The organism is Curtobacterium sp. ZW137, from assembly GCF_003762905.1.
Taxonomy (GTDB): domain Bacteria; phylum Actinomycetota; class Actinomycetes; order Actinomycetales; family Microbacteriaceae; genus Curtobacterium.
Map to the genome: position 1 here is coordinate 291,170 of NZ_RJKS01000002.1, position 24,326 is coordinate 315,495.

Genomic DNA, 24,326 nt, shown 5'->3' on the forward strand with positions numbered 1-24,326 from the left:
GTCATTTCGTCAGGGTGGACGTTCCGTGCGGTGACACGGTTGCCCGACGCGGGGGCGGCGCCCGCTGTGGGTTGTGGGGAGGTGGTGCCGCCGCGGTACGGGGGCTCGGGAACCTGTGGCTCCCGAACCCCCGTCCGGTGGTGCTGCTGAGGCAGGATACCTGCTCTCAGTTGGTTACTTCTTGACCTCGACGTCGTAGTACAGCGGCACCGAGTCCCAGCCGAACTTGACGTTCGACACGTTGTCGGCAGACCAGACACCGGTCACGTTCGAGTACCAGAGCGGGATCTCCGGCAGGTCCTTGAGCAGGAGCTCCTGGGCCTGGTCGAAGATCTTGTTGCCGGCATCGACGCTGCTGGCCGACTGACCCTTCTTGAGCAGGTCGTTGTACTCGGTCGACGCGTAGCGCGAGTAGTTGTTCGACGAACCGGCGCCCATGGTCGGGCCGAGGAAGTTGTACAGCGACGGGTAGTCGGCCTGCCAACCGGTGCGGCTACCGCCCGTGAGCTTGTCGTTCGTCTGGACGTCCAGCGCTTCCTGGAAGGTCGGGTACGCCTTGCCCTCGGCCTTGATGCCCAGCGTGTTCGAGATGCTGTTCGTGACCGCGGTCACCCACGCCTCGTGTCCGCCGTCGGCGTTGTACGAGATGGTGAGGGTGTCGTTGTACGGCGAGATCTTGTCGGCCTCGGCCCAGAGCTTCTTGGCTTCGGACTTGTTGTACTTGAGGACGTCAGCGCCGTCGAGGTTCTTCGACCAGCCGTCGATGACCGGCGAGGTGAAGTCGCTGGCCGCGGTGCGGGTGCCGTCGAAGATCTTCGAGGTGATCTGCTTGCGGTTGATCGACATCGAAACGGCCTGGCGGCGGAGTTCGCCTTCCTTGCCCTTCCAGTGGTCGAGGTAGTAGGGCAGGTAGATGCCCTGGAAGATCGCCGCAGGCTGGTTCACGTTCGAGTCGGGGAAGTCCGACTTGTAGTTCGCGAAGGCCGAGTCCGGCACGGCGTCGAGGATGTCGAGGTTGCCACCCTGCGCGTCGGAGTACGCGGTGTCCTGCGAGGTGTAGAACGTGATCGTCAGACCACCGTTCTTCGGCTTGCGCTTGCCCTCGTAGTCCTTGTTGGTGACGAGCTTGATGTCCGTGTTGTGCGTCCAGGCGCTCTTGCCGTCGAGCTTGTACGGACCGTTGCCGATCGGGTTCTCACCGAAGGCCTTGGTGTCGTCGTAGAAGACGGAGGGCAGCGGGACGAACGCCGAGTAGCCGAGCGACAGCGGGAAGTCCGACTGCGCCGCCTTCAGCGTCACCGTGAACTCGGTGTCGCTGACCGTCTTGAGGCCCGTGAGCTTCGCGTCGGCGTCGGCGTTGTAGCCCTCGATGTTCTCGAAGTAGTAGCTCGCGCCCTGGGCGTTCGACTTCTGCGCCGCCCAGTTCCACGCCTTCGTGAACGACTCGGACGTGATCTTCTCACCGTTGGTGAAGGTCCAGCCCGAGTTGAGCTTGATGTCGAACGTCTTGGAGTCGTCCGTGGTGATGCTCTTCGCGACCTCGTTCACCGGCTTGCCGTCGGCGTCGTAGGAGCGGAGGCCCTCGAAGATCGAGTTGATGATCTTGCCACCACCGGTCTCGGTGGTGTTCGAGGGGATGAGCGGGTTCTGGGGCTCGCTGCCGTTCGTGGTGACGATGCCGCTCGCGTTCGTCGAGCCGGAGCTCGAGTCACTGCTGCTGCTGCTGCCACTGTTGCTGGAGCAGCCGGCCAGGGCGATTGCTGTGGCCCCGAGCACGGCGAGGGCTGCGAGCCCAGCGCGCTTCTTGATCAAAGGTTCCTCCTGGTGCATGGGACGCGCCGGGCACAGAGGTGTCGCCAGGCGCGTTTGACCTTTGCACTGTAGGCAGTGGGCTGAGAACCCACCAAACCCTGGGCCGAACGGTTACACGCTGGTAACCAACTTGCATGATCCTTGCGAGATGCTGCAAGATACCCGCGTTTCACCACGCAACATGCTGTTTTGTTGCATGCGCATGGGTTTCGTTGCACCCCTGGAGAGTTCTTCGCAGTGTGCCACCCCTTCGGGGGTCGTGTCACGCGGGCGCGCTGCCGCGCCGTCACTGGCGTGACTCGCCCGGTGCAGTGGGTGGGCTGTGCGGTCGCTGGACGCAACGATCCATCCCCTGGACGAAAGGACCGCTCCACTGGCGCGGGGCGCGGCGGCGCGGGCGGCGGGCGGGCGGCGGCGGCGCGGGGCGGGCGGACTCGAAACGACGACCTCGCTGTCGTACGACAGCGACCATGTCGTCCGAACGCGCACGCAAGTACCGGCGCGCACAACCGGTGACGAAGTGGTCGTCGTACGACAGCGACCATGTCGTTCGGGGTCGGCGGGCGCCGGAAGCCCGGGCTGCGCAGCGACATCGGCGGCCCGCACCGGGCGCGCGGAAGGCCCGGAGCCGAGGGGCTCCGGGCCTTCCGTGGTCGTGCGGCTGCGGCCTACGCGAACGCCTCGATCGGCGGGCACGCGCAGACCAGGTTGCGGTCCCCGTACGCCTGGTCGATGCGGCGCACCGGCGGCCAGTACTTCCGCTCCGCGATGCCCGGCAGCGGGTACACCGCCTGCTCCCGCGTGTAGGCGTGCGTCCACTCCCCCGAGATCACCGACGCGGCCGTGTGCGGCGCCCCGACGAGCGGGTTGTCGTCCGCGGGCCATTCCCCGCGTTCGACGGCGGCGGCCTCGGCGCGGATGGCGAGCATCGCGTCGACGAAGCGGTCGAGTTCGGCGAGGTCTTCGCTCTCGGTCGGCTCCACCATCAGCGTGCCGGCGACCGGGAACGACATGGTCGGCGCGTGGAAGCCGTAGTCCACCAGGCGCTTCGCGACGTCGTCCACGGTGATGCCGGTGGCGTCGCGGAGCGGTCGGAGGTCGAGGATGCACTCGTGCGCGACGAGGCCGGACTCCCCCGTGTAGAGCACCGGGAAGGCGTCACGGAGTCGTGCGGCGATGTAGTTCGCCCCGAGCACCGCGGTCTCCGTCGCACGGGTCAGGCCGTCGAGCCCCATCATGCGGACGTACGTCCACGTGATCGGGAGGATGCTCGGGCTGCCGTACGGCGCCGCCGAGACGGGACCGCCGGCGTGCGCCAGGCGCCCGCCCGAGGTCGACCCCGGCCGGCGGTCCTCGTCCTGGGCCATCGGGTGACCGGGCAGGAACGGCGCGAGGTGCGCCTTCGCCGCGACCGGACCGACGCCCGGGCCGCCGCCGCCGTGCGGGATGCAGAACGTCTTGTGTAGGTTGAGGTGCGAGACGTCGCCGCCGAAGTCCCCGAACCGCGCGTGCCCGAGGAGTGCGTTGAGGTTCGCCCCGTCGACGTAGACCTGACCGCCCGCGTCGTGCACCGCGTCGCAGATCTCGCGGATGTCGTGCTCGTACACGCCGTGGGTCGACGGGTACGTGATCATCAGCGCGGCGAGTGCGTCGGCGTGCTCGGCCACGCGGGTGCGGAGGTCCGCGAGCTCGACGTTGCCGTTCTCGTCGCAGGCGACCACGACGACCTTCATGCCGGCGAGCACCGCCGACGCGGCGTTCGTGCCGTGCGCGCTCGACGGGATGAGGCAGACCGTTCGGGCCTCGTCGCCACGGGACCGGTGGTACCCGCGGATCGCGAGGAGCCCCGCGAGCTCGCCCTGGCTGCCGGCGTTCGGCTGGACGGAGACGGTGTCGTACCCGGTGACCTCGGCGAGCCAGGTCTCGAGGTCGCTGATCATGCCGAGGTAGCCCTCGACGTCGGAGCGCGGGGCGAACGGGTGGATGTTCGCGAACTCCGGCCAGGTCACCGCCGCCATCTCGGTTGCGGCGTTGAGCTTCATCGTGCAGCTGCCGAGCGGGATCATGCCGCGGTCGAGCGCGTAGTCCTTGTCGGCGAGGTGCTTGAGGTAGCGCATCATCCGGGTCTCGCTCCGGTGGGAGCTGAACACGGGGTGCGTCAGGTACTCGCTCTGCCGCAGCAGGTCGGACGGGAGGCTCGGGGCCGCGTCCGCCACGGCGGTCTCGACCGCACGCTGGTCCGGACCGGTGCCACCGGCGAGGAGGCTCGCCAGCACACGGACGTCGTCGGGCGTGGTCGTCTCGTCGACGGAGGCCAGCACGGTGTCGGCGTCGACGAGGTGGAGCAGGTAGCCGGCGTCGTGGGCAGCGCTGACGACCGCCTCGGCCCGCCCGGGCATGCTGAGCGTGACGGTGTCGAAGAACGCGTCGTGGACGACACGCACGTCGGCGGCACGAGCGGCATCGGCGAGCGCCGTCGCCGTGCGGGCCACGCGGTTCGCGATGAACCGCAACCCTTCGGGCCCGTGGTAGACCGCGTACATCGAGGCCATCACGGCGAGGAGCACCTGCGCGGTGCAGATGTTCGAGGTCGCCTTCTCACGGCGGATGTGCTGCTCGCGGGTCTGCAGGCTGAGCCGGTAGGCCATCCCGCCGGCAGCGTCGAAGGACACCCCGACGAGGCGGCCGGGCAGCTGGCGCTCGAGCCCGGCGCGGACGGCGAGGTACCCGGCGTGTGGGCCGCCGAAGCCGAGCGGGACGCCGAACCGCTGTGACGTGCCGACGGCGACGTCCGCGCCGAGGTCGCCCGGGCTCGCGAGGAGCGTCATCGCGAGGAGGTCCGCCGCGACCACAGCGATCCCGCCGCCCGCGTGGACGCGCTCGATGGTCGAGGACGGGTCGACGACGTGTCCGGAGGCACCCGGGTACTGCAGCACAACGCCGAACGCCCCGTCGAGCTGGTCGTCGGACGGCCCGGCGACGGCGTCGAACGCACGCAGGGTGATGCCGACGGCTTCCGCGCGGTGTTCGAGCAGCGCGCGCGTCTGCGGCAGCAGGTCGGTGTCGACGAGGAACGCGTCGCCCTTCACCTTGGACGCGCGCCGGGCGAGGAGCATGCCCTCGACCACGGCCGTGCCCTCGTCGAGCATCGAGGCGCCGGCCGTGGCCATGCCGGTCAGGTCGGCGACCATCGTCTGGAAGTTGATGAGCGCTTCGAGGCGCCCCTGCGAGATCTCGGGCTGGTACGGCGTGTAGGCCGTGTACCAGCTCGGGTTCTCGAGCACGTTGCGCTGGATCACGGCGGGCGTGTGGGTGCCGTAGTACCCGAGGCCGATCATCGCGCGGTGGACGGTGTTCCGGGACGCTGCCGTGCGGAGTTCGGCGAGCGCCTCGGTCTCGCCGATCGCCGCCGGGATCGACGACGACGCGACGGGTGCCGCGTGGATCGCGGCCGGGATCGCGGCGCGGACGAGTTCGTCGAGCGAGCTGTGCCCGACGGTCTCGAGCATGACGCGCTGGTCGGCCGGGGTGGTCCCGATGTGCCGGTCCGCGAACGTGGTCTGGAGGTTCAGGTCGGTGTCCGTCATGCGATGGACGCCCGGTACGCGTCGTGGTCCATCAGGTCCTCGGGGAAGGAGGTGCCCTCGACCTTGATCTTCACGAGCCAGCCGGCGCCGAACGGGTCCTGGTTGACCGTGTCGGGGGCGTCGACGACGGCGTCGTTGACCTCGATGACCTCACCCTCGATGGGGGCGAAGAGCTCACCGACGCTCTTGGTCGACTCGATCTCACCGAGCTGGTCCCCGGCGGTCGCGGTGGTGCCGACGGCGGGCAGCTCGACGTAGACGACGTCACCGAGCTGCTCGGCGGCGTGGTCGGTGATGCCGACGGTGACGACGTCACCCTCGACGAGGAGCCACTCGTGGTCCTTGGTGTACTGCAGAGCGGTCTGGTCGGTCATGGGGATCAGCCTTTCGCGGGGCGGCGGTAGAAGGGGAACGCGGTGACGGTGGCGGGGATGGCCGTTCCGCGGACGTCGATGTGGAGGAGTTGTCCCCCGGTGGCGGCGGACGGGTCGACGAACGCCATCGCGACGGGGTGCCCGAGCGTCGGCGAGAGCGCGCCGGAGGTCACGGAGCCGACGACCGTGCCGTCGAGCAGCACCTGGTACCCGGCGCGAGCGGCACGGCGGCCCTCCATCACGAGGCCGACGAGCACGGGGGCGTCGTCCGCGGGCTCGACACCCGACGAACCGACGAACGCCCCGTCCTTCGCGACGACCCGGCCGAGTCCGGCCTGCGCCGGGCGGGTGGACACCGTGAGCTCGTGCCCGTAGAGCGGCATCCCGGCCTCGAGGCGCAGGGTGTCGCGCGCGGCGAGCCCGGCGGGCACCACGCCACGCGGCGCACCGGCGTCGAGCAGCGCGTCCCAGATCGCCGGCGCGACGTCGGGGTCGCTGTAGATCTCGAAGCCGTCCTCGCCGGTGTACCCGGTCCGGGCGACGAGCACCTCGGCGCCGTCGAACATCGCGTGCAGCACCCGGTAGTAGCGGAGCTCGTCGAGCGGCGACTCGGGCTGCAGCCGGTCCTCCACCACGAGTTCGTCGAGCGTCCCGGCCGCCGCGGGGCCCTGGATCGCGACGAGCGCGGTGGTGTCGGAGTCGTCGCTGACCTGCACGTCGAAGCCCGCGGCGCGTTCCTGCAGCGCGGACACGGCGACGGCACGGTTGGCGGCGTTCGCGACGACGAGGTACGAGTGCTCGGACACCCGGTAGACGACGAGGTCGTCGAGGATCCCGCCCGTCTCCTCGAGCAGGAGCGAGTACTTCGCGCGGCCGACGGTCATCGCGCCGAACGCCCCGGCGAGCGCGTGGTCGAGGAAGGCCACGGAGTCGGGGCCGGTGACGCCGATCTCCGCCATGTGCGAGAGGTCGAAGACACCCGCGGCCTGGCGGACGGCGTGGTGCTCGGCGAGGTCGGACGAGTACCGGACCGGCATGCGGTAGCCGGCGAAGTCGGTGAACGTGGCACCGGCCGACTCGTGCGCCGCTTCGAGCGGGGACGAACGGAGGGATGAGGACATTGCGGAGTTCTCCTGGCGTGCGCAGGGCCCGGCCAGCGCCGGGCGGCACCCGACGACGATCGCCGGGTGGAACTCCCCCTCTGTCATGGGCCTGAGAGTTTCACCGCGGCCCGTGAGGTCCGCGGCTTTCACCGTGGGCGAGACGACCGGCCCCGATGGAGCACGGGCGTCTGCTTTTCAGAGTGGCCTGTCCGCTGCGGTGTTGGACCTGAGAGATTGGCGGGGAGGATGCTCCTTCGGTGCCGCTCGGCCGTCGACGAGCGACGGCGGGCGGCGTCTCCCGCGGCGGGTGATCGGCCTCGATGTTCTGTTGTCCGCGGAGATCTTACCGAGATCGCGTTACGGGCATGTGAACCGTGCCACCGGTTCGACATCTCGTAGAGTGGCCACGTGGCAGGACAGAGACAGCGCCCCCGCGGGCAGCTCGAGCAGGCGGTGCTCGACGCGCTCTGGTCCGCCGACGGCGGGCTGACGGCACGACAGGTGCTGGATGCCTTCCCGGAACCCCGTCCCGCACTCACGACCGTCCTCACCGTGCTCGACCGCCTGGGCCGCAAGGGCGCGGTGGAACGGCAGGAGCACGCGGACGCCGCACTGACGTTCCGTGCCACCCACTCGCGTGAAGAGCAGACCGCGTCGTTGATGTCGACCGCACTGGCGGCCGCCTCCGACCGGGAAGCCGCACTCCTCCAGTTCACGGGTTCGCTGGCCTCGGACGACCTCGACGTCCTGCGCCGCGCCCTCGACGCCCGCGCCCGCTCCTGACGGTCCCCCTCCCGTGGTGGTCACCGGCGTCGTCCTCATCGTGCTCGCGCTGGCGGTCGTCGCCCTCGCGCCACGGATCCTGACGAGGTCCGCCTGGACGATCGACCGGCCGCGCACCGCGCTGATCTCGTGGTCGCTCGCGGTCGTCCTCGGCGCGCTCGCGTTCGTCGCGGGCATCACGCTCGTGGTGACGGCGAACCGGCCTTTCACCTATCCGTTCGCGCTCGGCGACTCCCCCTCACACGGCCTGAACATCGGGGTCGCGCTCATCGCAGTCCTGGCGTTCGTCATCGCCGTGCGGGTCCGTCCCGGTTCCGAGCACCGGGCCGTCAAGGAGGCGATGCGCTCCGGTGCCGCCCCGCACCGGGAGATCGACGGCACCCTCGTCGCCGTGGTGGAGGCCGAACACGCCCTGGCCTGCGCAGTGCCGGGGCGAAGTGGCGGCGTCCTCGTCAGCTCCGGTCTCGCAGACCGGTTGCGGACGGACGAACTGGAGGCCGTGGTCGCCCACGAACGAGCGCACCTGCACCAGCGCCACGCGGCCGTCGTCGCGGTCGCGGAGTCGATCGAGCGCGCGGTCCCGTGGATCCCGGGTGCACGCGCCATGGCGCGCTCGACGCGCGTCCTCGTCGAGTTCGCGGCCGACGACGCGGCCGCACGCCGCATCGGACGTGACGCGGTGCGCCGGGCCGTGCTGGTGGCGGACGAGACGAGCGCGCTCGCGGCGATCCGAGCCTCCCGGCTGAGGTGAACGGACACCTGTCGGAGGCGAGGCATATGGTGTTCTCACCGTGAAGCCACTGACCGAAGCAGACATCCGTTCGTCGTTCGTCAACGCCACCCAGGACGAACTCGCACAGCTCCCGATCCCCGGACTCCACGAGATGCTCTGGGACGACCGCGAGTTCCTCGGCTGGCGGGACCCGCAGGCCGCGCGCCGCGGGTACATCGTGTCCTGGATCGACGGACGAGCCGTCGGCATCGTCGTGCGCTCCGCCGGTGGATCGCTCCGCCCCGGGATCGCCGCGATGTGCTCGTTCTGCCACTCCCCGCAGCCCGCGACCCAGGTGCGCCTGTTCTCCGCGGCGCGTGCCGGTGAGTCCGGCCGGAACGGCAACACGATCGGCACCTACATCTGCGAGGACCTCGGCTGCCCGCTCCTCATCCGCACCGCGCCGCCCCACCTGAACCCGCCGGCGACGATCGCGATGCGCGGCGAGGCCCTGCTGCAGCGTGTCCAGAACTTCACGGCCGACATCATGAAGACGGCGTGACCGGACGCTTCAGCACGGCACGCTGGGTCGTCGTCGAGGAACAGGGTGACGGGCGCTGGCGCCTCGCCCTGCACGATGAGGCCGATGATGAACTCGGGGCGTTCGGGATCGGGGTCGAAGGGCCGTGGGACCCGGACGTCGAGCCGCACGTGTCGTTCGCGCTGACGCAGCTCGGGCTCGCGCTCACCGGGGCACGACCGTGGCGCGTCGACGAGCTCGGCGACCACCGCGCACCGGTCCTGCCGGCGTAGCCGGGGCGCCGGTCAGCCGGCCAGTCCGCGGCGACGCTCAGTCCGCCGCCGCGACGAAGTTGCGGAGGATCTCGCGGTCGTCGTCGGCACGCGCCGCCCAGCAGAGTTCGCTGCGGTGCTCCCCCGTGAGCGGCAGGAGCACGACCGTCTCGGGCGCGGCCAGGGTCGCACTCGCCGGAGCGACGGTGACGCCGAGACCAGCGCCGACCAGGTGGAGCACCGTCGCCCAGGTCGTTGCCTCCTGCACGACCTCCGGCACCCGGCCGTCCCGGACAACCGGCGCCAGGTTCCGCTCGGTCGCGACGGCCCCGGCCTCGGCGGGGAAGAACACGAACGGGTCGTCGAGCAGTTCCCACCCCGCGATCGAGGTCCGGTGGGCGAACCTGTGCCCGAGCGGGACCGCGGCGACGAACGGCTCGCTCCGGAACGGCCGCAGCCGCACACCCTCGGTCGGGTCGGGGTCGCGGACGATCGCCAGGTCGAGCTCGCCGCGGACGATGCGCGCGAGGAGCCGGGACGTGTAGCCCTCGGTGAGCTCCACGCGGACCAGCGGGTGGCGCTCCCGGAACCGTTGCACGCGCTCGATCGGGCCGAGCGGCAGCGCCGAGACCACGAAGCCCACGTCGAGCCGACCGGCCTCCCCGCGCCCCACCCGCACGGCCTCGTCGAGGTCCCGCTCCGCCTGGGCGAGGAGCGAGCGCGCGCGGCCCTGGAGCACGCGCCCGGCCGGTGTCAGCGCCACGCTCCTGGACGTCCGGGCGAACAGGTCGACGCCCAGCGCGCGTTCGGTGCGCCGGATCTGCTGCGAGAGCGCGGGCTGGGCGATGTGCAGGGCCTCGGCCGCGCGGCCGAAGTGCAGCGCGTCGGCGACCGCGAGGAACGCACGGAGCTGGCGGAGGTCGACGTCCAGGTGATCCATGCATCCAGCGTATCGATGGTCGCGAACGAGTATTGGACGTGACTTCGTCGTGGACCGAGGATGGGACCATGCCCGACACCGCATCCGTCACCATCAGCGACATGGCCTCGGCCGCCGACGCCGACGCCTTCCGGACACTGAACGAAGCGTGGATCGAACGCTTCTTCACGCTCGAGGACGAGGACCGCAAGCTCCTCGGCGACCCCGTCGGCCAGATCGTCGAACCCGGCGGCGCGGTCTTCGTCGCCCGGATGGACGATGCCGTCGTCGGGTGCGTCGGCATCATGCCCGTCGGCGACGGCGAGTACGAGCTCGTGAAGATGGCCGTCGCGGCCGACCACCAGGGTCACGGCACCGGCCGTCGACTCATCCAGTACGCGATCGACCGCGCCCGCGCCGTGGGTGCGCGACGGCTCGTGCTCGAGACGAACTCCGCGCTGGCGAGCGCCGTGCACCTCTACGAGACCACCGGGTTCCGGCACCTCGGCCCCGAGGAACGGCATGCGAGCCCGTACGTGCGCGCCGACGTCGCCATGGCGCTCGAACTCTGACCGCCCCCGGGCACGGCCGTCCCCCGGGCTCGGCCGTCCCTCTGGCTCGTCCAGCCCGTAGGGTGAGCGCATGGGGATCGTCGGGGTCGTGCTGTTCGCCGTCGCTGGGCTGGCACTGCTGAACGGCATGCCGCACTTCGTGGCGGGCTCGGCGGGGCTGGTGTTCCGCACCCCGTTCGGCCGGTACTCGTCCGCACGGACGAACGTGGTCTGGGGCATGGCGAACTTCGTCATCGCGATCGGACTGCTCTTCGGACGCACCGCCGTCGCCAGTCCGACCAGCGGCGACATCGTCTGGTTCGTCGTCGGGTCCCTCGTCTCGATCCTGCTGTTCGCGTTCCGCGCCGCCGACTTCTTCGACGACCGATCCGACCGTCCTGCTGACGGATCGCAGGAGTCGGCCGACAGTGCCTGAGGACATGCGGATCACCGAACGCACCGACGCCGACCTGGACACCCTCGTCGAGGTGCTCTGGCGCGTCCACACCGACGGCTACCCGGCCACCTGGCCCGACGACCCGCGCGCGTGGCTCTGCCCCGAGGGCCTCCTCGGCGCCTGGGTCGCGGTCGACGACGACCGCATCGTCGGCCACGTCGGCATCGCCGTCCCCGGCCCCGGGCGGATGCCCGAGGTCACCCGGCTCTTCGTCGATCCCTCGCACCGCTCCCGCGGGCTGGCCGACGGCCTGCTCGACGCCGCCGAGCGGTTCGCGCCGGGTCCGCACATCCGGCTCGACGTCACGGAGGAGACCCCGGCTGCCTGGCGCCTCTACGAGCGGCGCGGCTGGCGGCTCACCGGGACCGGGCTCGCGGACTGGTCGAAGCCGTCGGGCGAGACGCCGCTGCTGCGGTACTACGCCAAGCGCGTCGGCTGACCCCGCCGCGGGTGCGCTTGCTACGCTCGGCGCATGGCGACGCACGAGGTCCAGGCCGTCCGCGACGAGGGCATGTGGCAGGTGTTCATCGACGGGTTCCTCGTGACCCAGGTCACACGCTGGCCCGCCGTGGGCTTCGTCGCCCGCGAATGGGTGGCCCTCACCGAAGAGGTGCCGTCCCGTGAGGTCGACATCCACATCCGGGTCGTCGGCCGCAACCAGTTCCTCGACGCCTGACGGCCCGCTCGCCCCTCAGCGCGCCGCGGTCAGGCGACGTGCCAGACCACGGCCTCCTGCGCGCTCGACGGGTAGGCCGCCGCGATCCGCAGCACCGCCTCGCGCAGGGTGTCCGGCGAGCACGCCAGGTTGATCCGGGCGAAGCCCCGCCCCTCGGAGCCGAACGGCACCCCGGAGTTCAGCGCGACGAACGCGTGCTCCCGGAGCTGCACGGCCGGGTCGTCGCCGAGCCCGATCCCCCGGAAGTCGAGCCACGCCAGGTACCCCGCGCGCGGCCGTGCGTACACGACGCCGGGCAGGTGCTCGGCGAGGAGCTTCGCGAGCAGCCGGTCGTTCGCCACGATCCGGTCGATGACGTCGTCGAGCCACCCGACGGCGAGCGAGAACGCCGCGAGGTTCGCGTGCAGCCCGAGGATGCTCGTCCGGCAGGCGACCTCCTCCCAGAGGGTGTCGAGGAGTTCGGCGGTCGCAGCGTCGCCGGCCACGATGACGGAGCACTTCACGCCGGCGAGGTTCCACCCCTTGCTCGCCGAGGTGACGCAGACGCTCCGCGCCCCCGCCTCGGAAGCGATCGACGCGAACGGGGTGAACTGCACGCCCGGGTGGGTCAGCGGTGCGTGGATCTCGTCCGAGACGACCAGCACGTCGTACTTCGCGGCCAGCGACGCCAGGGCCTCCAGGTCGGACCGGTCGTGGACGAGCCCGATCGGGTTGTGCGGGTTGCAGAGCAGGAAGACGCGGACTCCGGAGGCGAAGGCACGCTCGAGCCCCTCGAGGTCGAGCCGGTAGACGCCCCAGCGCTCCGTGAGCGGGACCTCTTCCACCTGACATCGGGCCTCTTCGATGAGCTCGAAGAACGGCGGGTACACCGGCGGGGTGATCGCGACGCGGCCGCCGTCGGGCAGCGCGAGCCGCAGGGTCTCCACGATGCCGACGCTGACGTCGGTGGCGAGGTACACGCGGGCGGGGTCGACGTCCCAGCCCCAGCGGTCCCGGGCGAACGCGGCGAAGGCCGGTGCCAGCGGGCCTGGCCCGTCGAGGTACCCGAGGTCGGACTGCTGCACGCGCTCGACGAGCGCCTGCCGGATCTCCGGAGCGACCTCGTGGTCCATCTCGGCGACGAACAGGGGCAGCACGTCGGGCGCGTACCGCGTCCACTTGATGCTCGTCCGGACCCCGCGGAGCGTGCCGACCGGGTCCTCCTCGTCGTTCGCCATGCCCTCAGGATGCACCGACCGGGAGGCGCGGCGCGAGTCCGGATGTCATCGAGCGTCGTCTGCGGCCCGCGCTGGGGCCGGTGGCCACCCCGTCGGCCTACTGTCGGTCCCATGACCAGCAGCACAACGAGCAGTAGCACCGCCGACAAGGCGTCGACGCTGCAGACCCTCCACCAGGCACCCGAGATCCTGCGCGTCGTGAACGTGTGGGACGCGATCAGCGCGAAGACGGTCGCGGCACTGCCGGAGACCAGGGCCATCGCGACCGCCGGGCACTCGATCGCCGCGTCCTACGGGTACGAGGACGGCGGGATGCCCCTCGACCTGGCGCTCCAGGGCGCCCGGATCGTCGCCGAGGCCGTCGACCTGCCGGTGTCCGCCGACCTCGACGACGGGTACGAGGACCCGGCGGAGACGATCCGTCGTGCGATCGGATTCGGCATCGTCGGCGCGAACGTCGAGGACCGCCTCCGCCCGTTCGACGAGGCCGTCGCCCGTGTCGCCGCGATCACGAAGGCCGCGGAGCAGGAGGGCGTGCCGTTCCAGCTGAACGCCCGCACGGACGCCATCGCCCGCGGCGGGGACCGCCCGATCGACGAGAGCATTGCGGACGCGATCGCCCGCGGCAAGGCGTTCCTGGACGCCGGCGCACCGCTCGTGTTCGTCCCGGGTGCGATCCAGCGTGACGTCGTGGAGCGGCTCGTCGAGGGGCTCGGCCGCGGGAAGCTCTCCGTGATCGGCCTGCCCGGCGCCCTGCCCGCGGCCGAGTACGAGGCACTCGGCGTCGCCCGCATCTCCTACGGGCCTCTCACCCAGCGCGTCGCGCTCCGGGCACTCCGCGACCTGGCGACCGACCTGTACGACGGTGGCGTCGTGCCGGAGGACACCCCGACCCTGAACTGAACCAGCAGACGGACGGGAGGCCCGTGGCGGAGTCGCCACGGGCCTCCCGTCCGATGTGCGACCGGTACGGTCGGCCCATGGGTCTCGATGTCGACGCGCTGCTCACTCCCCCGTCACCCGTCGCCGCACGGGCGCTCGAGGTCGCGCGTGCCTGGTGCACGCCGGCGCTCGTCAACCACTGCCTGCGCTCGTGGGCGTGGGCATCCCTGCTGGCCACGGCGGAGTCCCTCGACCCGGACCGTGAGCTGCTCTTCGTCGCGACGATGCTGCACGACCTCGGCGTGACACAGTCCTTCGACGCCCACACCGTCCCGTTCGAGGACGCGGGCGGCGCCGTCGGCAGCGTGTTCGCAGTCGGTGCGGGCTGGAGCGGCGAACGAGCCCGTCGTGTCGGCGAGGTCATCGAGCGGCACATGTGGCCCTCCGTCGACCCGGTACTCGACCTCGAGGGGCACCTGCTCGAGGTCGCCACCTCCCTCGACGTCTCCGGCGCCGGCTTCCCGCGCTGGTCACCCGCCGATCTCCGCGCGGTCACGGCGGCCGTTCCGCGGCTCGACTTCTCCGGGTCGTTCCACGCGCTCGTGCACGACCAGGCCGTGCGCAAGCCCGGGTCGGCGGCGGCTCGGCTCGACGGATCGGGCAACGTCCTCGCCGGTGACGATCGGTGGATGGACTTCCTGCGGGACGTCGTGTAGAGTTCTTGTTTGGTGCATTGCAGCGAACCCATCTGACTCGCGCACACCGAACCGTCTCGAAGCCGACTCACCCGAGTCGCATTCCCACGAGACCACCGCTCCGCCGCACGTCCGTACTCCGGACCAGGCCGAGCAGCACGTCGAATGCCGACGTGCGCGTGCCCACCACACGCGACCGACGCGACTCAGTCGTCCGTCGGACCGCAGCGTGGGCCGCCAGAAGACGAGAAAGCAACAACCATGACCAGCAACGAACGAATCACCATCCTCGGGACCGCCACCGCGGCACCCGTCATCTCCCCTGACCGCATCGCAGAGTTCCCCGTGCGGGACGCCGGCACCCAGCGCGAGTACCTCGTGCGCGTGCCCGTCGACGTGCTCGACCTCTTCGTCACCCCCGGCACCCGTGTCGAGGTCGACGGCGAGGCCGGCTGGACCGTCCCCGGCCGCCCGTGGCTCGGCGAGTCGAGCCGCACCCTGCTCCAGGCGGCGAGCATCCGTCGTTCGGAGCTCGCGCTCGCGGCCTGAGCCGCTCGGCCTCGGTGCCTGGGTTGCCTGGCACCCCATTGGCCACGAGACGCCGCTGAACACACGAAACGCCGCCGATTCCGGCGGCGTTTCGTCGTTCGTGGGGCGTCTCGATGCGATCGGGGTAGCCACCGCGGCTCAGGGGCCGTCGGCTCCTTCGAACGGAGTCCGGCCGTCGGCGTTGAGCGGGCGATCGGGGCCCGCTCCCGCTGCGGCGTCGCGGAGCCGCCGGATGAACGCCTGGTCCTCCAGGTCGAGTTCGTCCTCGGGCGCCGGGGTCAGGACGAGTTCACTCGCGGGGCCGACCAGCACCGTGGTCGTCTCGATCGCGCCGTCCGCTCCGACCGTTGGCACGTGGACCGTGTCCGTGCGCCCGTTCGCTCCGAGTACCGCCGCGTAGTCAGCGAGCGCTTCGGCGATGAGGTCGCCGGTCATGATGACGCTGCCGTCGTAGTTGATGTACTTCACGTTCCACCTCCCCACGTGACGGTATGCACGGCGGTTCCGTGCACGCCCAGTGGATGCGTTCGGTGGATGAGGCGGGGTGGGCTGCGGTGCGCTGCGCTCCGGGCCGGCGGGTGTGCGTGTGCGGCGGTGCGGGTCTCTGCGAGGAAAGCGACAACCTCCAGCCAATTGCGCAACGCATTCGGCAGCGGGATGTCGCTCGATGCGCACGAATGCCTCGGGGCGACATCACGCAGGCGAAAGCGCAGCGCAAACGTGTACGCACTGTCGCATCCCCGGCGAGGGTTGGGGCACGACCGGTCTCGATCTTCCGCGACGGTTGCATCCGGCGGCACTCCGGCAGTTTCGGTCGGATATAGTCCTCGGCTATAGGGAGGCGCGCATGTTGCTCGACCGGTCATCTGAGCTCATCAAGTTCGCTCGTGAGGACATCGGCATGTCCCAGACGGACCTCGCACGCGCCGCCGGTATGCAGCAGCCGACCATCTCGGCGTACGAGAGTGGACGGAAGCGTCCGCGACCGGAGACACTGCAACGACTCCTGGCCGCAGCCCGTCTGCGGCCGAGCATCCCCTTGGAGCTCTTCGCTGACGTGATCCGTGCAGAGGCAGGACGGTTCCACCTGTCGAACGTGCGCGTGTTCGGATCGACTGTCCGCGGCGAGGACAACGAGCACAGCGACATCGACCTGCTCGTGTCGCTGGAGCCGGGGGCATCGTTGTTCGACCTCGGGGGGTTCGCGGATGCGGTCGAGCAGCTCACCGGGTTCGAGGTCGACATCCTCACCGAGGACCAGACCTTCGACGAGCACTTCTCCCACGTCCGAGACCAAGCGGTCCCCCTGTGACCGGCTCCTTCACGAGGAGACCGCGGGTCGGCGTCGGAACCGACTCCGCGACACCCGACCGCTGGCCCGCACTCCAGGAGAGCTTCGTGGATCTGCTCTCCGAGTGCGCACAGATCGTCGAGCTCGGACGCGATGCCTTCAGTGTCCCGCGGAGCCTCACCTACCGGGCAGCAGAAGCGGTGATCATCCACTTCGACGACTTGCTCGGTCGGCTTCCGGATGACCGCGCGGCACGGCTGCCATCCGCGCTGTCACTCGCCGCGGTCCGCAAGACTCGGAAAATCCTGTCCCACGACTACCGTTCCGCACGCGCGGAGATCGTCTGGGACGTGATCGAACAACGGATACCGCAGGTCATCCTCGCGGTGATCGATTGACCGTCAGGAGGCGAGTGCGGAGCGCGACGCAGCGCTGATCTCGGTCCACACCTCGTCGAGGGAGAGCCCGAGGACGTCCGCGATCGCAGCGATCGTCGGGAAGGCCGGAGTGGCCACGCGACCGGTCTCGATCTTCCGCAACGTCTCCGGCGAGACTCCCGCGTCGAGCGCGACCTCGAGCATCGACCGCTCACCACGAGCCCGACGGAGCAGTGCACCGAGGCGCTGACCGCGTTCGACGTCAGCGGGAGTGAGCGGCAGGCGGACCATGCGACCGATACTAGTACCGGTATAGTCTTGCCGGGATAGTTATTGGCAGCACGGACGGAACGCAGCACATGATCGAGATCTTCACGCCGGACGAACTCCCCCGCGCACGAGCGGTCGGTGCCCTCGTCGGCCGGATCCTGCACGCACTCCAGGGGCGGGCGCGGGTCGGGACGAACCTCCTCGACATCGACCGGTGGGCGAAGGCGATGATCCTCGAGGCCGGCGCGGAGTCCTGCTACGTCGACTACGCGCCGTCGTTCGGCCGGGGTCCCTTCGGCCACTACATCTGCACATCGGTGAACGACGCGGTCCTGCACGGGCTCCCCCGCGACCAGGTGCTCCGCGACGGAGACCTCCTGACGCTCGACCTCGCGGTCTCGCTCGACGGCGTCGTCGCGGACTCCGCCGTCAGCTTCGTCGTCGGGACGGCAGCGGTGCCGGAAGACCTCGCGATGATCGAGACCACCGAGCGGGCCCTCGCCGCAGGCATCGCCGCCGCAGTGCCCGGCGCGAAGATCGGCGACCTGTCGTCGGCGATCGGTGCGGTCCTGCACGAGGCCGGCTACCCGATCAACCTGGAGTTCGGCGGCCACGGTGTCGGCTCGACCATGCACGGCGACCCGCACATCGCGAACGACGGCCGCCCCGGACGGGGCTACACGCTCCGACCAGGGCTCCTGCTCGCGCTCGAACCGTGGGTGATGGCGGACACCGACGTCCTCGTCACGGACGACGACGGTTGGACCCTCCGGAGCGCGACGGGCGCACGGACGGCGCACAGTGAGCACACGATCGCGATCACCGAGGACGGCGCCGAGGTCCTGACGCTCCGAGGCTGACCGGCGCGAAACCGCTGATCAGTACGTGCCCTTGACGACGAAGTAGGAGCCGCGGATCTCACCCGCGAGCTTCGACCGCTGCCGCGCGAACTTGAACGCCGACAGCTCCTCGGGCACGTCCATCCCGAGCGAGAGCTTGAACCCGACCGCACGCTTGCCGCCGTCCTCGATGGCGTACATCACGTTGATCGCCAGGCCGGACTCGTAGAAGACGTAGGCCATGCGGAGTCCCCCGACCTCGAAGGCGGAGACCTCGAGTGCCGGCGACGCGATCACGATGCCGCGCTCGTCGTCGAGCACCTTCGCCACGTACGCCACGACCTCGGGCGCCTCGTCCGCGGTGCTCGTGACGAACACGTGGTCGTACTTGTTCTTGTAGTACCGGGCCTCGTTCGCGCGGAGGCCGGCGAGCGCTTCGGCGACCGGGGAGGTCTCGAGGCCTGTCGTGGAGACATCGACGAAGTCGACCCTGTACGTCATGGCGCAACGGTACCGCCGATGCGGACGATTCAATCGAACCGGCAGGCGCCGACCCCGAAGTGCTCGTGCGCAGCCACGGGTCAGTTGTTGAAGCGGAACTCCACCACGTGTCGTCACCGTTAGACCTCCGTTACCGAAACGTTACCCGCGGTATCGGTGGTCGTGTGGAGACTGCGGACATGAGCGAAACTCTCTGCCCCACCCACCATGTCCCCGTCTCCCTTGCGGAGCGAAGCGATCCGCGGCTCTCGCTGTCCAGTCACCGGCAACTCGACTACTTCTGCCCCGCTGGACGGCCTCGCGGGCACTGGATCAACCGGACCAACCTCGACCGATCGACGGGAGTCGAGTCGTGACGAGCATCGAACGCAAGCCCGCGCGGAAGTACGACGGCCCAACACGGAAGTTCCTGAAGGAGCGCGGGTGGTACTCGCCGGACTTCGTGATCGCATTCGCGACTGGCGCGAACCGGCAGGCCGGCTGGTGGGACCTCGACGACATCATTCTGAACGTCGTGAAGGCTGACGGGTTCGAGCCCGTGAGCATCTTGAACGACAGCCGACACATCATCCCCGCGAAGTACCTCGACGCGATCGTGGACGAATTCGAGAGCCGCGGAGAGCTGAAGCGTCTGGGAGTCCAAGACCTACCGACGCTCGCGGACCTCTAGCCGTCGCGGTGCCGGCCGGCCTGGAACGGGCGCCCGGGGGTCGTGTCCTCCAGCGTCGTCACCCGGCCGGCCAGCACCCCGACCGACTGCTCGATCGCTTCGGCCTTGTCGTAGACCCGGCCCAGCGACTCCTGCATGGTCGCGATCATCCGGAGCGCGGTGTCGAGCTTCCCGCTGTTCTCCTCGTGGCGCTCGTCGGACTCGACCCGGAGGTTCGTCTTGTGGTCGTTCTTGACCTCGTGCTTCACCACGCCCAGGTCCTCGCCCAGCGCCCGGAACCGCTTCCGGAGGTACAGGAACACGAGCACCGCGAGCACGACGGCGAAGATCACGAGGGCGACCCACCGGCTGAAGGGGTCGTCCACGAGCTTCCCGACGACGTCCCACATGGTCACAGCTCGTCCACCCACACGACGTCGAACGTCAGGTCGAAGGCCCAGTGCCCGAGGGTGACGGTGTTGCTGTCCACGTTCTCCTGCATCGTGTAGCACCGGAGGAGGTCGCCCGCGTTCAGCGGCACGAGGAGCCGCTGCGCGTTCACAGCCGTGTTGATGCTGTAGCCGGTCGTCGGCCGGTCGCCGCCCCACGCGTCGGCGGCGATCGTGGCCGTCGTGTCCACGCTGGTCGAGTTGCGAGTGACCTCCGCCTCCGCCTTCGCGAAGTCGTTCGAGCGGTACATCGCGTGCAGAAGCACCTGATAGACCCCGGCGCGCGGGATCGTGAGCACGCCGCCGCTCCAGGTGAACCCGCCGACGTTCTTCGTCGGGCTCGCCCACGCGCCCGCGGTGAGCTGCGTCCAGGTCGCGTGCGCGATGTTCTGCCCGTTGGTCGAGCGGGTGACGGCGAACTTGGGGGTCTTGATCGCCGCCTTCTCCAGGGCGGTCAGCCGGGTCCGGTCCGCGGCGATGTCGTCCCCGCGCTGGTTCAGGGCCACGTCCATGTCCGTCACGAGGAGCGAGTCCGCGTACGTCTTCAGCCCAGCCGCGCCAGCGGCGTCTCCTACTGCCATGATCTGCTCCTAGTTCGTGTAGCCGGCGATGGTGGTCGTGGGGCCGACCGAGCCGATGGTCTGTCCTGCCGGGGCGTTCCCGATCGAGCCCGACGTGACGGCGATGAGGGCCTTCGTCGTGACGGTCATCTCGTCTGCGCCGAGGTCCCACGTGATCGCGTCCACGTAGCCGGTCTGCACGCCGCCGTCGAGCGTGGTGATCACCGCGTCCTGCCCGGGCCGCGCGTTCACGTCGATCGCGCCGACGACGACGAGCTGACGGGTGCGCGCCTTCAGCCGACCGAGGAGGTAGGCCGCGCGGCCGGCGCCCGGGAACGGGGTGTCGGTCAGCTCCAGGACGTAGGGCTTCGTGAACCCGGCCGGCGCTGCGATGTCCGAGGCGGTCTTCGTCGCCCCGGTGATCGAGTCCTCCCACGTGTACCGGAGCACGACGGCGTCCGCGAAGAGCGGGAGGTCGTCGGTCTGCGAGGCGGTCCGGCTCACGAGGTCCGTCGCCCGGTACAGGTTGTAGCCGTAGGCCACGCGGGTCTGCTGCGACACGTCCCGGTAGCCGTTGTCCGCGAGCTTCCACGCGCCGCCGATGTCTTGGAAGAGCCGGAGCCCGACGGTCTGGAGGATCGGCTGCAGGAACTCCATCGCGTTCGTCCCGGGCTGCCAGACGAGCGTGTCCGCCTCGCGCTGCACGAGGGCGGTCCGGGTCGAGGAGGACAGGCCGGCGTCCCCGTCCCAGTCGTAGCGGTACTCCGCCGTGTCCGGGGTGTCGCCGTCGAAGTAGACCAGGGCGGTCCCGTTCGTGTCGGTGCCGTCGCCCTCGAAGATCGTGACCGCGTCGAAGTAGACGAGGTTGTTCGCGCTGGAGTTGGTCGCGCCGTTGATCAGCCGGACCGTCGAGGACTCGGCCAGCGCGGGCACGGTCCAGGTCATCGTCAGCACGCTCGTCGTGTTCAGGGTGTTCGTCCCAGCGTTCGAACGCGCCACGATCCGGGTCACGCCGCTCAGGGTCGCCGTCGCCTGGAGCTTCAGCGCGTCCCCGTTCAGGGTGCCGGTGAGCGCGACCCCGACGCGGAGGTAGGCCTGCATCGTGTAGGTCTGCCCGGGCGTGAGGTTGAGCGCGAGCGAGGCGTAGGAGCCCGTGGCCGTGCTGTTCGGGGTGATCCGGAGCGAGTAGGTGCCGGTCTGCTTCCACGTCGTGACCTGCGCGAGGGTGCACGCGACCGCCGTCCACTGCCCGCTCGAGACCTCGAAGTTGCCGTTCGGCATGAGGTTCTGCGCGTCGGCGTAGGTCTTGAACGGGACGTCCACGCCGGACACGACGGTCGCCGTCGTCGTCGCGCCGAGAGCCACGGTCAGCACTCGGTTCACGATCGCCCGGACGGACGCCTGGTACGTGCTCGCGACGAGGCTCTGCGGGCTCGCGGGGCTGTAGTCCTGAAGGCGCGCCTCGTCGTTCGCGATGTTCAGGCCGACCTCGCCGCTCTCGGCCACGATCTGCCGCGCGGTGAGGTTCAGGGTCATGGTCACCGTGCCCGACGCGTCACCGCCCTGCACAGCGGTCAGCGTGACCGTGCGCCGCGGCGTGGCCGTCGGGTCGATCAGCGCCATGATCGTCAGGCCCGGGTGCGCGATTGTCAGGGTCGCGGAGACGTACGGGCTGAACCCCTCGTCCACGGTGATCGAGGCGGTCTTCACGTCGAGCGGGTACTTCGCGGCCCCGACGTTCAGGACCGCGGTCGGGGTCAGGGTCCGGACAGTCACTGGACCTCCATGTACGAGAAGGTGACGGCCCACACGGTCCGGGCCGGGGCGTCCTGCTGAATCGTGATCTGCCCGTTCGCCAGGAACCGCATCGTCGGGAACGAGGTCGAGTCGTCGGAGAAGAGAACGACCGTCGTGCCGGTGAGCATCGTGTAGAGCGCGACCGCGTCGTCCTCGCTCTCGAAGATCGCCGCCATCGTCCCGGAGCGGGGTCCGGCCGGCTGCACGGTGACGTCCGGCCACGGGTTGCCGAGCACTTCGTGCACGATGTGCCGGGTCGTCGCGCTCGCGTTCCACTGCGTCACGAGGCGCGGGGTCACCTGCGGGTAGACGTACGTCGTTGGCGTGCTGCCGTCGAAGTAGTCGAGCGCGGTGTCGCCGGCCTGGAAGATCACGTCATCGACGTAGATCACTTCCGCGACGGTGGCCTTCGTGCTCTGCGAGTTGAGGAGCGCGAAGCTGATCTTCACGGCATTCGCCGGCACCACGAGGGCGACGGACACGCGCGTCCAGTCGGTCGCGGTCGTGAGCTGCGTCGGGGCGAACTGCGACGACACGTAGGTGGTGTTCGCGTCGTAGTAGCTCACGACCGTCGTGTACGTCGCGGTGAGGTCGGCCGGGACCATCGCCCAGTAGCTCAGCGTGTAGGCCTGCCCCGGCGTGACCGGAGGCATCGTCCCGCTGTACGAGAGACCCAGCGCCTGCGTTCCGACCGGCGCCACGAACTTCGCGGACGCGGTGCCGGAATGGAGGACAGTGGTGTCGCGCGTCGTCGTGCCGTAGCCGGCAGACGTGCTCCAGTAGGTCAGGTTCGCCTCGAAGCCCGGGTTCAGGATCTGGTTCCGACGCGTCTCGACGCCGTCGGTGTACTCGATCGACGCCGAGGCATTCGCCGCGCCGGCCCATGCGTGCGTGATCGAGCTGATCGCCTCGCTGCTGGTGAAGCTGCTGCTCACGGCACACCCATTCCCTGGCGAGTCCCGCCCATGTTGTCGGTGTAGACGCGGATGTGCGCCTCTCGAAGTCGGGTCGCGTAGGCCATGTCCGCGTTGAACGCGGAGAGGTCCGCGGTCACGTTGACGGTCTTGCTCGCGGGGCTCGCGTTGAGCTGGCCCTGGAGGCTGTTGTTGTAGGACGTGCCGCTCGTGCTGCCGAGCTTGTCCCACACATCCGCGGTCGCCTTCTGCTGCGCGAGCGGAGCCTTCACGAAGGCAGCGATAGCCGGCGCCGCGTCCGGGCCCAGGCTCTCGACGTACTGGAGCGCCTGCGAGGAGAGCGTCTGCGAGAGCGTGACCATGTTCGACTGGTAGCTCTGAATCGCCTCGAACTGGGTCTTCGCGTTGTCGGTGTACGCCTGGAGGTTGAACTTCCCGTCCTTGACGTAGTCCTCGATCGAGGAGCCGGCCTGCGCGTAGGCGTCCTGCACCCCGTCGGCGTAGTTCTGCGTCGCCTCCGCGGCCTGCTGGAGCGCCGGACCGCCGGCCTCCGCGAAGTTCTTCTGCTCGGTCGCGGCGTCCTTGGACGCCTTCTGCGCCTGCCGGAGGTACGCGATGTAGTCGTCCAGCGCCTTCGTGCGGTTGTTCGAGCTGGAGCCGAGCGCGTCGTCGGCCTCCAGGATCGCCTGCCCGCTCTGCTGCCACGCGGTCTTCTGCTCCTCGGCGCGCTTGATCTGCTTGGCGATCGCGTCGGTGTGGCCGGCCGCGGCCTGCGCGAGGTCCTTGTAGGACTCGCCGGAGCGCTCGGCCGCGGCGCGGAGGTCCTTCAGTGAGGTCGACCCGTCATCGGTCGTCGTCGCCATGTCCTTCAGCGCGTCCCCGATGTGCGCGAGGCTCGCGGACCCGGTGCGGCCGGTCTCGATCAGGTCGGTCGCGAGGTCGCTCACGCGCTGGCGGAAGACCTCCTCGTCCTCGCCCGCGCTCTGGATCGCGGCGCCGATGAGGCCCACGCCGACCGCCGCGAGTGCACCGGCCGCGAGGCCGATCGGACCGAGGTCCGCGACGACGCCGCCGAGCGTGCCCTGCACGAGGTCCACAACGGACTGCATGTCGCCGGTGAACGAGGAGGAGACCTCGGAGAGGTTCGCCTTCGCCTCGTCCTTGAACGTGCTGACGGACTCGCCGGCCTCGTGCGTGCCCTTCCGGACGTCGTCCGAGAGGTTCGTCCCGATGCCGCCCTTGCCGTCGGTGCGGGCCATGTCGCGGACGCTCTGCTTGAACGTCTTCTCCAGGGCCTTGACCGAGTCCTCGGCCTGCTCCGTCCCGTGGTCGACGCCGTCCGCGAGGTCGGTGCCGAGCTTCCGGGACTGCCGGTCGACGTCGCTTGCGGCGTCCCGGACGGCGTCGGGGATGTCGTCCAGCGAGCGCGCGGCCTCGCGGCTGCTGCGCGCCGAGTCTCGAGCGAGGTCGTCCAGGGTGTCACCGATCGAGTCGATCGCGTCCCCGGTCCGCTTCGCCTCGCGGATCGCGTCGGAGGCGTTCGCACCGATCTTGATGTTGATCGCCACGG

Annotated in this window: 29 protein-coding genes and 1 riboswitch; of the genes, 15 read left to right on the forward strand and 14 right to left on the reverse strand. The window is 70.0% G+C overall.

Translation table 11 applies throughout. From position 1 onward, the window contains the following. Positions 1–174 precede the first annotated feature (174 nt). The 4 genes from EDF55_RS06505 to gcvT form a co-directional block, all read right to left on the reverse strand. The gene (locus tag EDF55_RS06505) at positions 175–1,812 is read right to left on the reverse strand and encodes an ABC transporter substrate-binding protein (RefSeq protein WP_185017189.1); all 1,638 of its coding nucleotides are present in this window, start codon (positions 1,810–1,812) and stop codon (positions 175–177) included. Between the two features lie 668 nt (positions 1,813–2,480). Then, positions 2,481–5,399 (reverse strand): aminomethyl-transferring glycine dehydrogenase, encoded by a 2,919-nt coding sequence (gene gcvP / locus EDF55_RS06510; RefSeq protein WP_123654128.1) that lies wholly within the window; start codon positions 5,397–5,399, stop codon positions 2,481–2,483. Beyond that, entirely contained in the window at positions 5,396–5,773 is a 378-nt protein-coding gene (gene gcvH / locus EDF55_RS06515) for a glycine cleavage system protein GcvH (protein WP_123654129.1), read from the reverse strand. Before gcvH ends, gcvP begins: the two co-directional genes overlap by 4 nt. 5 nt (positions 5,774–5,778) lie before the next feature. Beyond that, positions 5,779–6,894: a glycine cleavage system aminomethyltransferase GcvT gene (gene gcvT / locus EDF55_RS06520; RefSeq protein ID WP_123654130.1), complete on the reverse strand. Its 1,116-nt coding sequence runs from the start codon at positions 6,892–6,894 to the stop codon at positions 5,779–5,781. A gap of 187 nt (positions 6,895–7,081) precedes the next feature. Then, positions 7,082–7,187, reverse strand: a riboswitch (glycine riboswitch). 97 nt (positions 7,188–7,284) lie between these two features. On the opposite strand from gcvT, the gene EDF55_RS06525 reads away from it, so the two are divergent. From EDF55_RS06525 to EDF55_RS06540, 4 genes are read left to right on the forward strand one after another with little or no spacing between them, the layout of a single operon-like run. Further along, positions 7,285–7,659, forward strand: coding sequence for a BlaI/MecI/CopY family transcriptional regulator (locus tag EDF55_RS06525; protein ID WP_123654131.1), 375 nt, complete (start codon positions 7,285–7,287; stop codon positions 7,657–7,659). A 13-nt stretch (positions 7,660–7,672) separates the two neighbouring features. Next, positions 7,673–8,410 (forward strand): M56 family metallopeptidase, encoded by a 738-nt coding sequence (locus EDF55_RS06530; protein ID WP_123654132.1) that lies wholly within the window; start codon positions 7,673–7,675, stop codon positions 8,408–8,410. A gap of 40 nt (positions 8,411–8,450) precedes the next feature. After that, positions 8,451–8,933, forward strand: coding sequence for an FBP domain-containing protein (locus EDF55_RS06535; RefSeq protein WP_123654133.1), 483 nt, complete (start codon positions 8,451–8,453; stop codon positions 8,931–8,933). Next, the gene (locus tag EDF55_RS06540; protein ID WP_123654134.1) at positions 8,930–9,184 is read left to right on the forward strand and encodes a hypothetical protein; all 255 of its coding nucleotides are present in this window, start codon (positions 8,930–8,932) and stop codon (positions 9,182–9,184) included. Before EDF55_RS06535 ends, EDF55_RS06540 begins: the two co-directional genes overlap by 4 nt. Before the next feature lie 37 nt (positions 9,185–9,221). Here EDF55_RS06540 and EDF55_RS06545 read toward each other — a convergent pair whose 3' ends face one another. Then, positions 9,222–10,103, reverse strand: coding sequence for a LysR substrate-binding domain-containing protein (locus EDF55_RS06545; protein ID WP_123654135.1), 882 nt, complete (start codon positions 10,101–10,103; stop codon positions 9,222–9,224). A 68-nt stretch (positions 10,104–10,171) separates the two neighbouring features. On the opposite strand from EDF55_RS06545, the gene EDF55_RS06550 reads away from it, so the two are divergent. The 4 genes from EDF55_RS06550 (at position 10,172) to EDF55_RS06565 (ending at position 11,766) form a co-directional block, all read left to right on the forward strand. Beyond that, positions 10,172–10,654 carry a GNAT family N-acetyltransferase gene (locus EDF55_RS06550; RefSeq protein ID WP_123654136.1) on the forward strand — a complete coding sequence of 161 codons (483 nt, stop codon included), beginning with the start codon at positions 10,172–10,174 and terminating at the stop codon, positions 10,652–10,654. 70 nt (positions 10,655–10,724) lie between these two features. After that, complete coding sequence (locus tag EDF55_RS06555) at positions 10,725–11,069, forward strand: hypothetical protein (RefSeq protein ID WP_123654137.1); 345 nt, start codon at positions 10,725–10,727, stop codon at positions 11,067–11,069. Positions 11,070–11,073: 4 nt separating this feature from the next. Further along, entirely contained in the window at positions 11,074–11,529 is a 456-nt protein-coding gene (locus tag EDF55_RS06560; protein WP_123654138.1) for a GNAT family N-acetyltransferase, read from the forward strand. A gap of 33 nt (positions 11,530–11,562) precedes the next feature. Continuing rightward, the gene (locus EDF55_RS06565; RefSeq protein WP_123654139.1) at positions 11,563–11,766 is read left to right on the forward strand and encodes a hypothetical protein; all 204 of its coding nucleotides are present in this window, start codon (positions 11,563–11,565) and stop codon (positions 11,764–11,766) included. Positions 11,767–11,795: 29 nt separating this feature from the next. Here the strand turns inward: EDF55_RS06565 and EDF55_RS06570 are convergent, their stop codons facing one another. Beyond that, positions 11,796–12,983, reverse strand: coding sequence for a MalY/PatB family protein (locus EDF55_RS06570; protein ID WP_123654140.1), 1,188 nt, complete (start codon positions 12,981–12,983; stop codon positions 11,796–11,798). A 111-nt stretch (positions 12,984–13,094) separates the two neighbouring features. Here EDF55_RS06570 and EDF55_RS06575 point away from each other — a divergent pair, with 111 nt between their 5' ends. The 3 genes from EDF55_RS06575 (at position 13,095) to EDF55_RS06585 (ending at position 15,109) form a co-directional block, all read left to right on the forward strand. Continuing rightward, positions 13,095–13,886 carry an isocitrate lyase/phosphoenolpyruvate mutase family protein gene (locus EDF55_RS06575; protein WP_123654141.1) on the forward strand — a complete coding sequence of 264 codons (792 nt, stop codon included), beginning with the start codon at positions 13,095–13,097 and terminating at the stop codon, positions 13,884–13,886. A gap of 77 nt (positions 13,887–13,963) precedes the next feature. Next, on the forward strand, positions 13,964–14,581 hold the full coding sequence (locus EDF55_RS18715; RefSeq protein ID WP_185017191.1) for an HD domain-containing protein: 618 nt from the start codon (positions 13,964–13,966) through the stop codon (positions 14,579–14,581). A gap of 240 nt (positions 14,582–14,821) precedes the next feature. Further along, positions 14,822–15,109, forward strand: a complete 288-nt coding sequence (locus EDF55_RS06585; protein ID WP_123654142.1) for a hypothetical protein — start codon at positions 14,822–14,824, stop codon at positions 15,107–15,109. A 138-nt stretch (positions 15,110–15,247) separates the two neighbouring features. On the opposite strand, the gene EDF55_RS06590 is transcribed toward EDF55_RS06585, so the two are convergent. Continuing rightward, positions 15,248–15,592: a hypothetical protein gene (locus tag EDF55_RS06590; protein ID WP_148079025.1), complete on the reverse strand. Its 345-nt coding sequence runs from the start codon at positions 15,590–15,592 to the stop codon at positions 15,248–15,250. 364 nt (positions 15,593–15,956) lie between these two features. Between EDF55_RS06590 and EDF55_RS06595 the strand changes: the two genes are divergently transcribed. Together EDF55_RS06595 and EDF55_RS06600 are read left to right on the forward strand one after the other, a co-directional pair. Then, entirely contained in the window at positions 15,957–16,421 is a 465-nt protein-coding gene (locus EDF55_RS06595) for a helix-turn-helix domain-containing protein (protein WP_123654144.1), read from the forward strand. 86 nt (positions 16,422–16,507) lie between these two features. Further along, positions 16,508–16,798 (forward strand): HepT-like ribonuclease domain-containing protein, encoded by a 291-nt coding sequence (locus EDF55_RS06600; protein WP_123654145.1) that lies wholly within the window; start codon positions 16,508–16,510, stop codon positions 16,796–16,798. Between the two features lie 3 nt (positions 16,799–16,801). On the opposite strand, the gene EDF55_RS06605 is transcribed toward EDF55_RS06600, so the two are convergent. Then, the gene (locus tag EDF55_RS06605; RefSeq protein ID WP_123654146.1) at positions 16,802–17,068 is read right to left on the reverse strand and encodes a helix-turn-helix domain-containing protein; all 267 of its coding nucleotides are present in this window, start codon (positions 17,066–17,068) and stop codon (positions 16,802–16,804) included. Positions 17,069–17,136: 68 nt separating this feature from the next. Here EDF55_RS06605 and map point away from each other — a divergent pair, with 68 nt between their 5' ends. Further along, positions 17,137–17,907: a type I methionyl aminopeptidase gene (gene map, locus EDF55_RS06610; protein ID WP_123654147.1), complete on the forward strand. Its 771-nt coding sequence runs from the start codon at positions 17,137–17,139 to the stop codon at positions 17,905–17,907. Positions 17,908–17,925: 18 nt separating this feature from the next. On the opposite strand, the gene EDF55_RS06615 is transcribed toward map, so the two are convergent. After that, positions 17,926–18,387: a phage tail protein gene (locus tag EDF55_RS06615; RefSeq protein WP_123654148.1), complete on the reverse strand. Its 462-nt coding sequence runs from the start codon at positions 18,385–18,387 to the stop codon at positions 17,926–17,928. Between the two features lie 352 nt (positions 18,388–18,739). Between EDF55_RS06615 and EDF55_RS06620 the strand changes: the two genes are divergently transcribed. Further along, positions 18,740–19,057: a hypothetical protein gene (locus EDF55_RS06620; RefSeq protein WP_123654149.1), complete on the forward strand. Its 318-nt coding sequence runs from the start codon at positions 18,740–18,742 to the stop codon at positions 19,055–19,057. Here the strand turns inward: EDF55_RS06620 and EDF55_RS06625 are convergent. Genes EDF55_RS06625 through EDF55_RS18725 form a run of 5 tightly spaced genes read right to left on the reverse strand, consistent with a single transcriptional unit; the run spans position 19,054 to position 24,324 of the window. Then, positions 19,054–19,446 carry a DUF2746 domain-containing protein gene (locus EDF55_RS06625; RefSeq protein ID WP_123654150.1) on the reverse strand — a complete coding sequence of 131 codons (393 nt, stop codon included), beginning with the start codon at positions 19,444–19,446 and terminating at the stop codon, positions 19,054–19,056. The two genes, EDF55_RS06620 and EDF55_RS06625, sit on opposite strands and share 4 nt — an antisense overlap. A gap of 2 nt (positions 19,447–19,448) precedes the next feature. Further along, a complete protein-coding gene (locus tag EDF55_RS06630) occupies positions 19,449–20,066 on the reverse strand; it encodes a hypothetical protein (protein ID WP_123654151.1) in 618 nt (205 codons plus the stop codon). Between the two features lie 9 nt (positions 20,067–20,075). After that, positions 20,076–21,821, reverse strand: a complete 1,746-nt coding sequence (locus tag EDF55_RS06635; RefSeq protein ID WP_123654152.1) for a hypothetical protein — start codon at positions 21,819–21,821, stop codon at positions 20,076–20,078. Next, the gene (locus tag EDF55_RS18720) at positions 21,818–22,777 is read right to left on the reverse strand and encodes a carbohydrate binding domain-containing protein (RefSeq protein ID WP_185017193.1); all 960 of its coding nucleotides are present in this window, start codon (positions 22,775–22,777) and stop codon (positions 21,818–21,820) included. The genes EDF55_RS06635 and EDF55_RS18720 overlap by 4 nt, the downstream gene beginning before the upstream one ends. Beyond that, positions 22,774–24,324 (reverse strand): hypothetical protein, encoded by a 1,551-nt coding sequence (locus EDF55_RS18725; RefSeq protein ID WP_185017195.1) that lies wholly within the window; start codon positions 24,322–24,324, stop codon positions 22,774–22,776. Before EDF55_RS18725 ends, EDF55_RS18720 begins: the two co-directional genes overlap by 4 nt. Between the last annotated feature and the right edge of the window lie 2 nt (positions 24,325–24,326).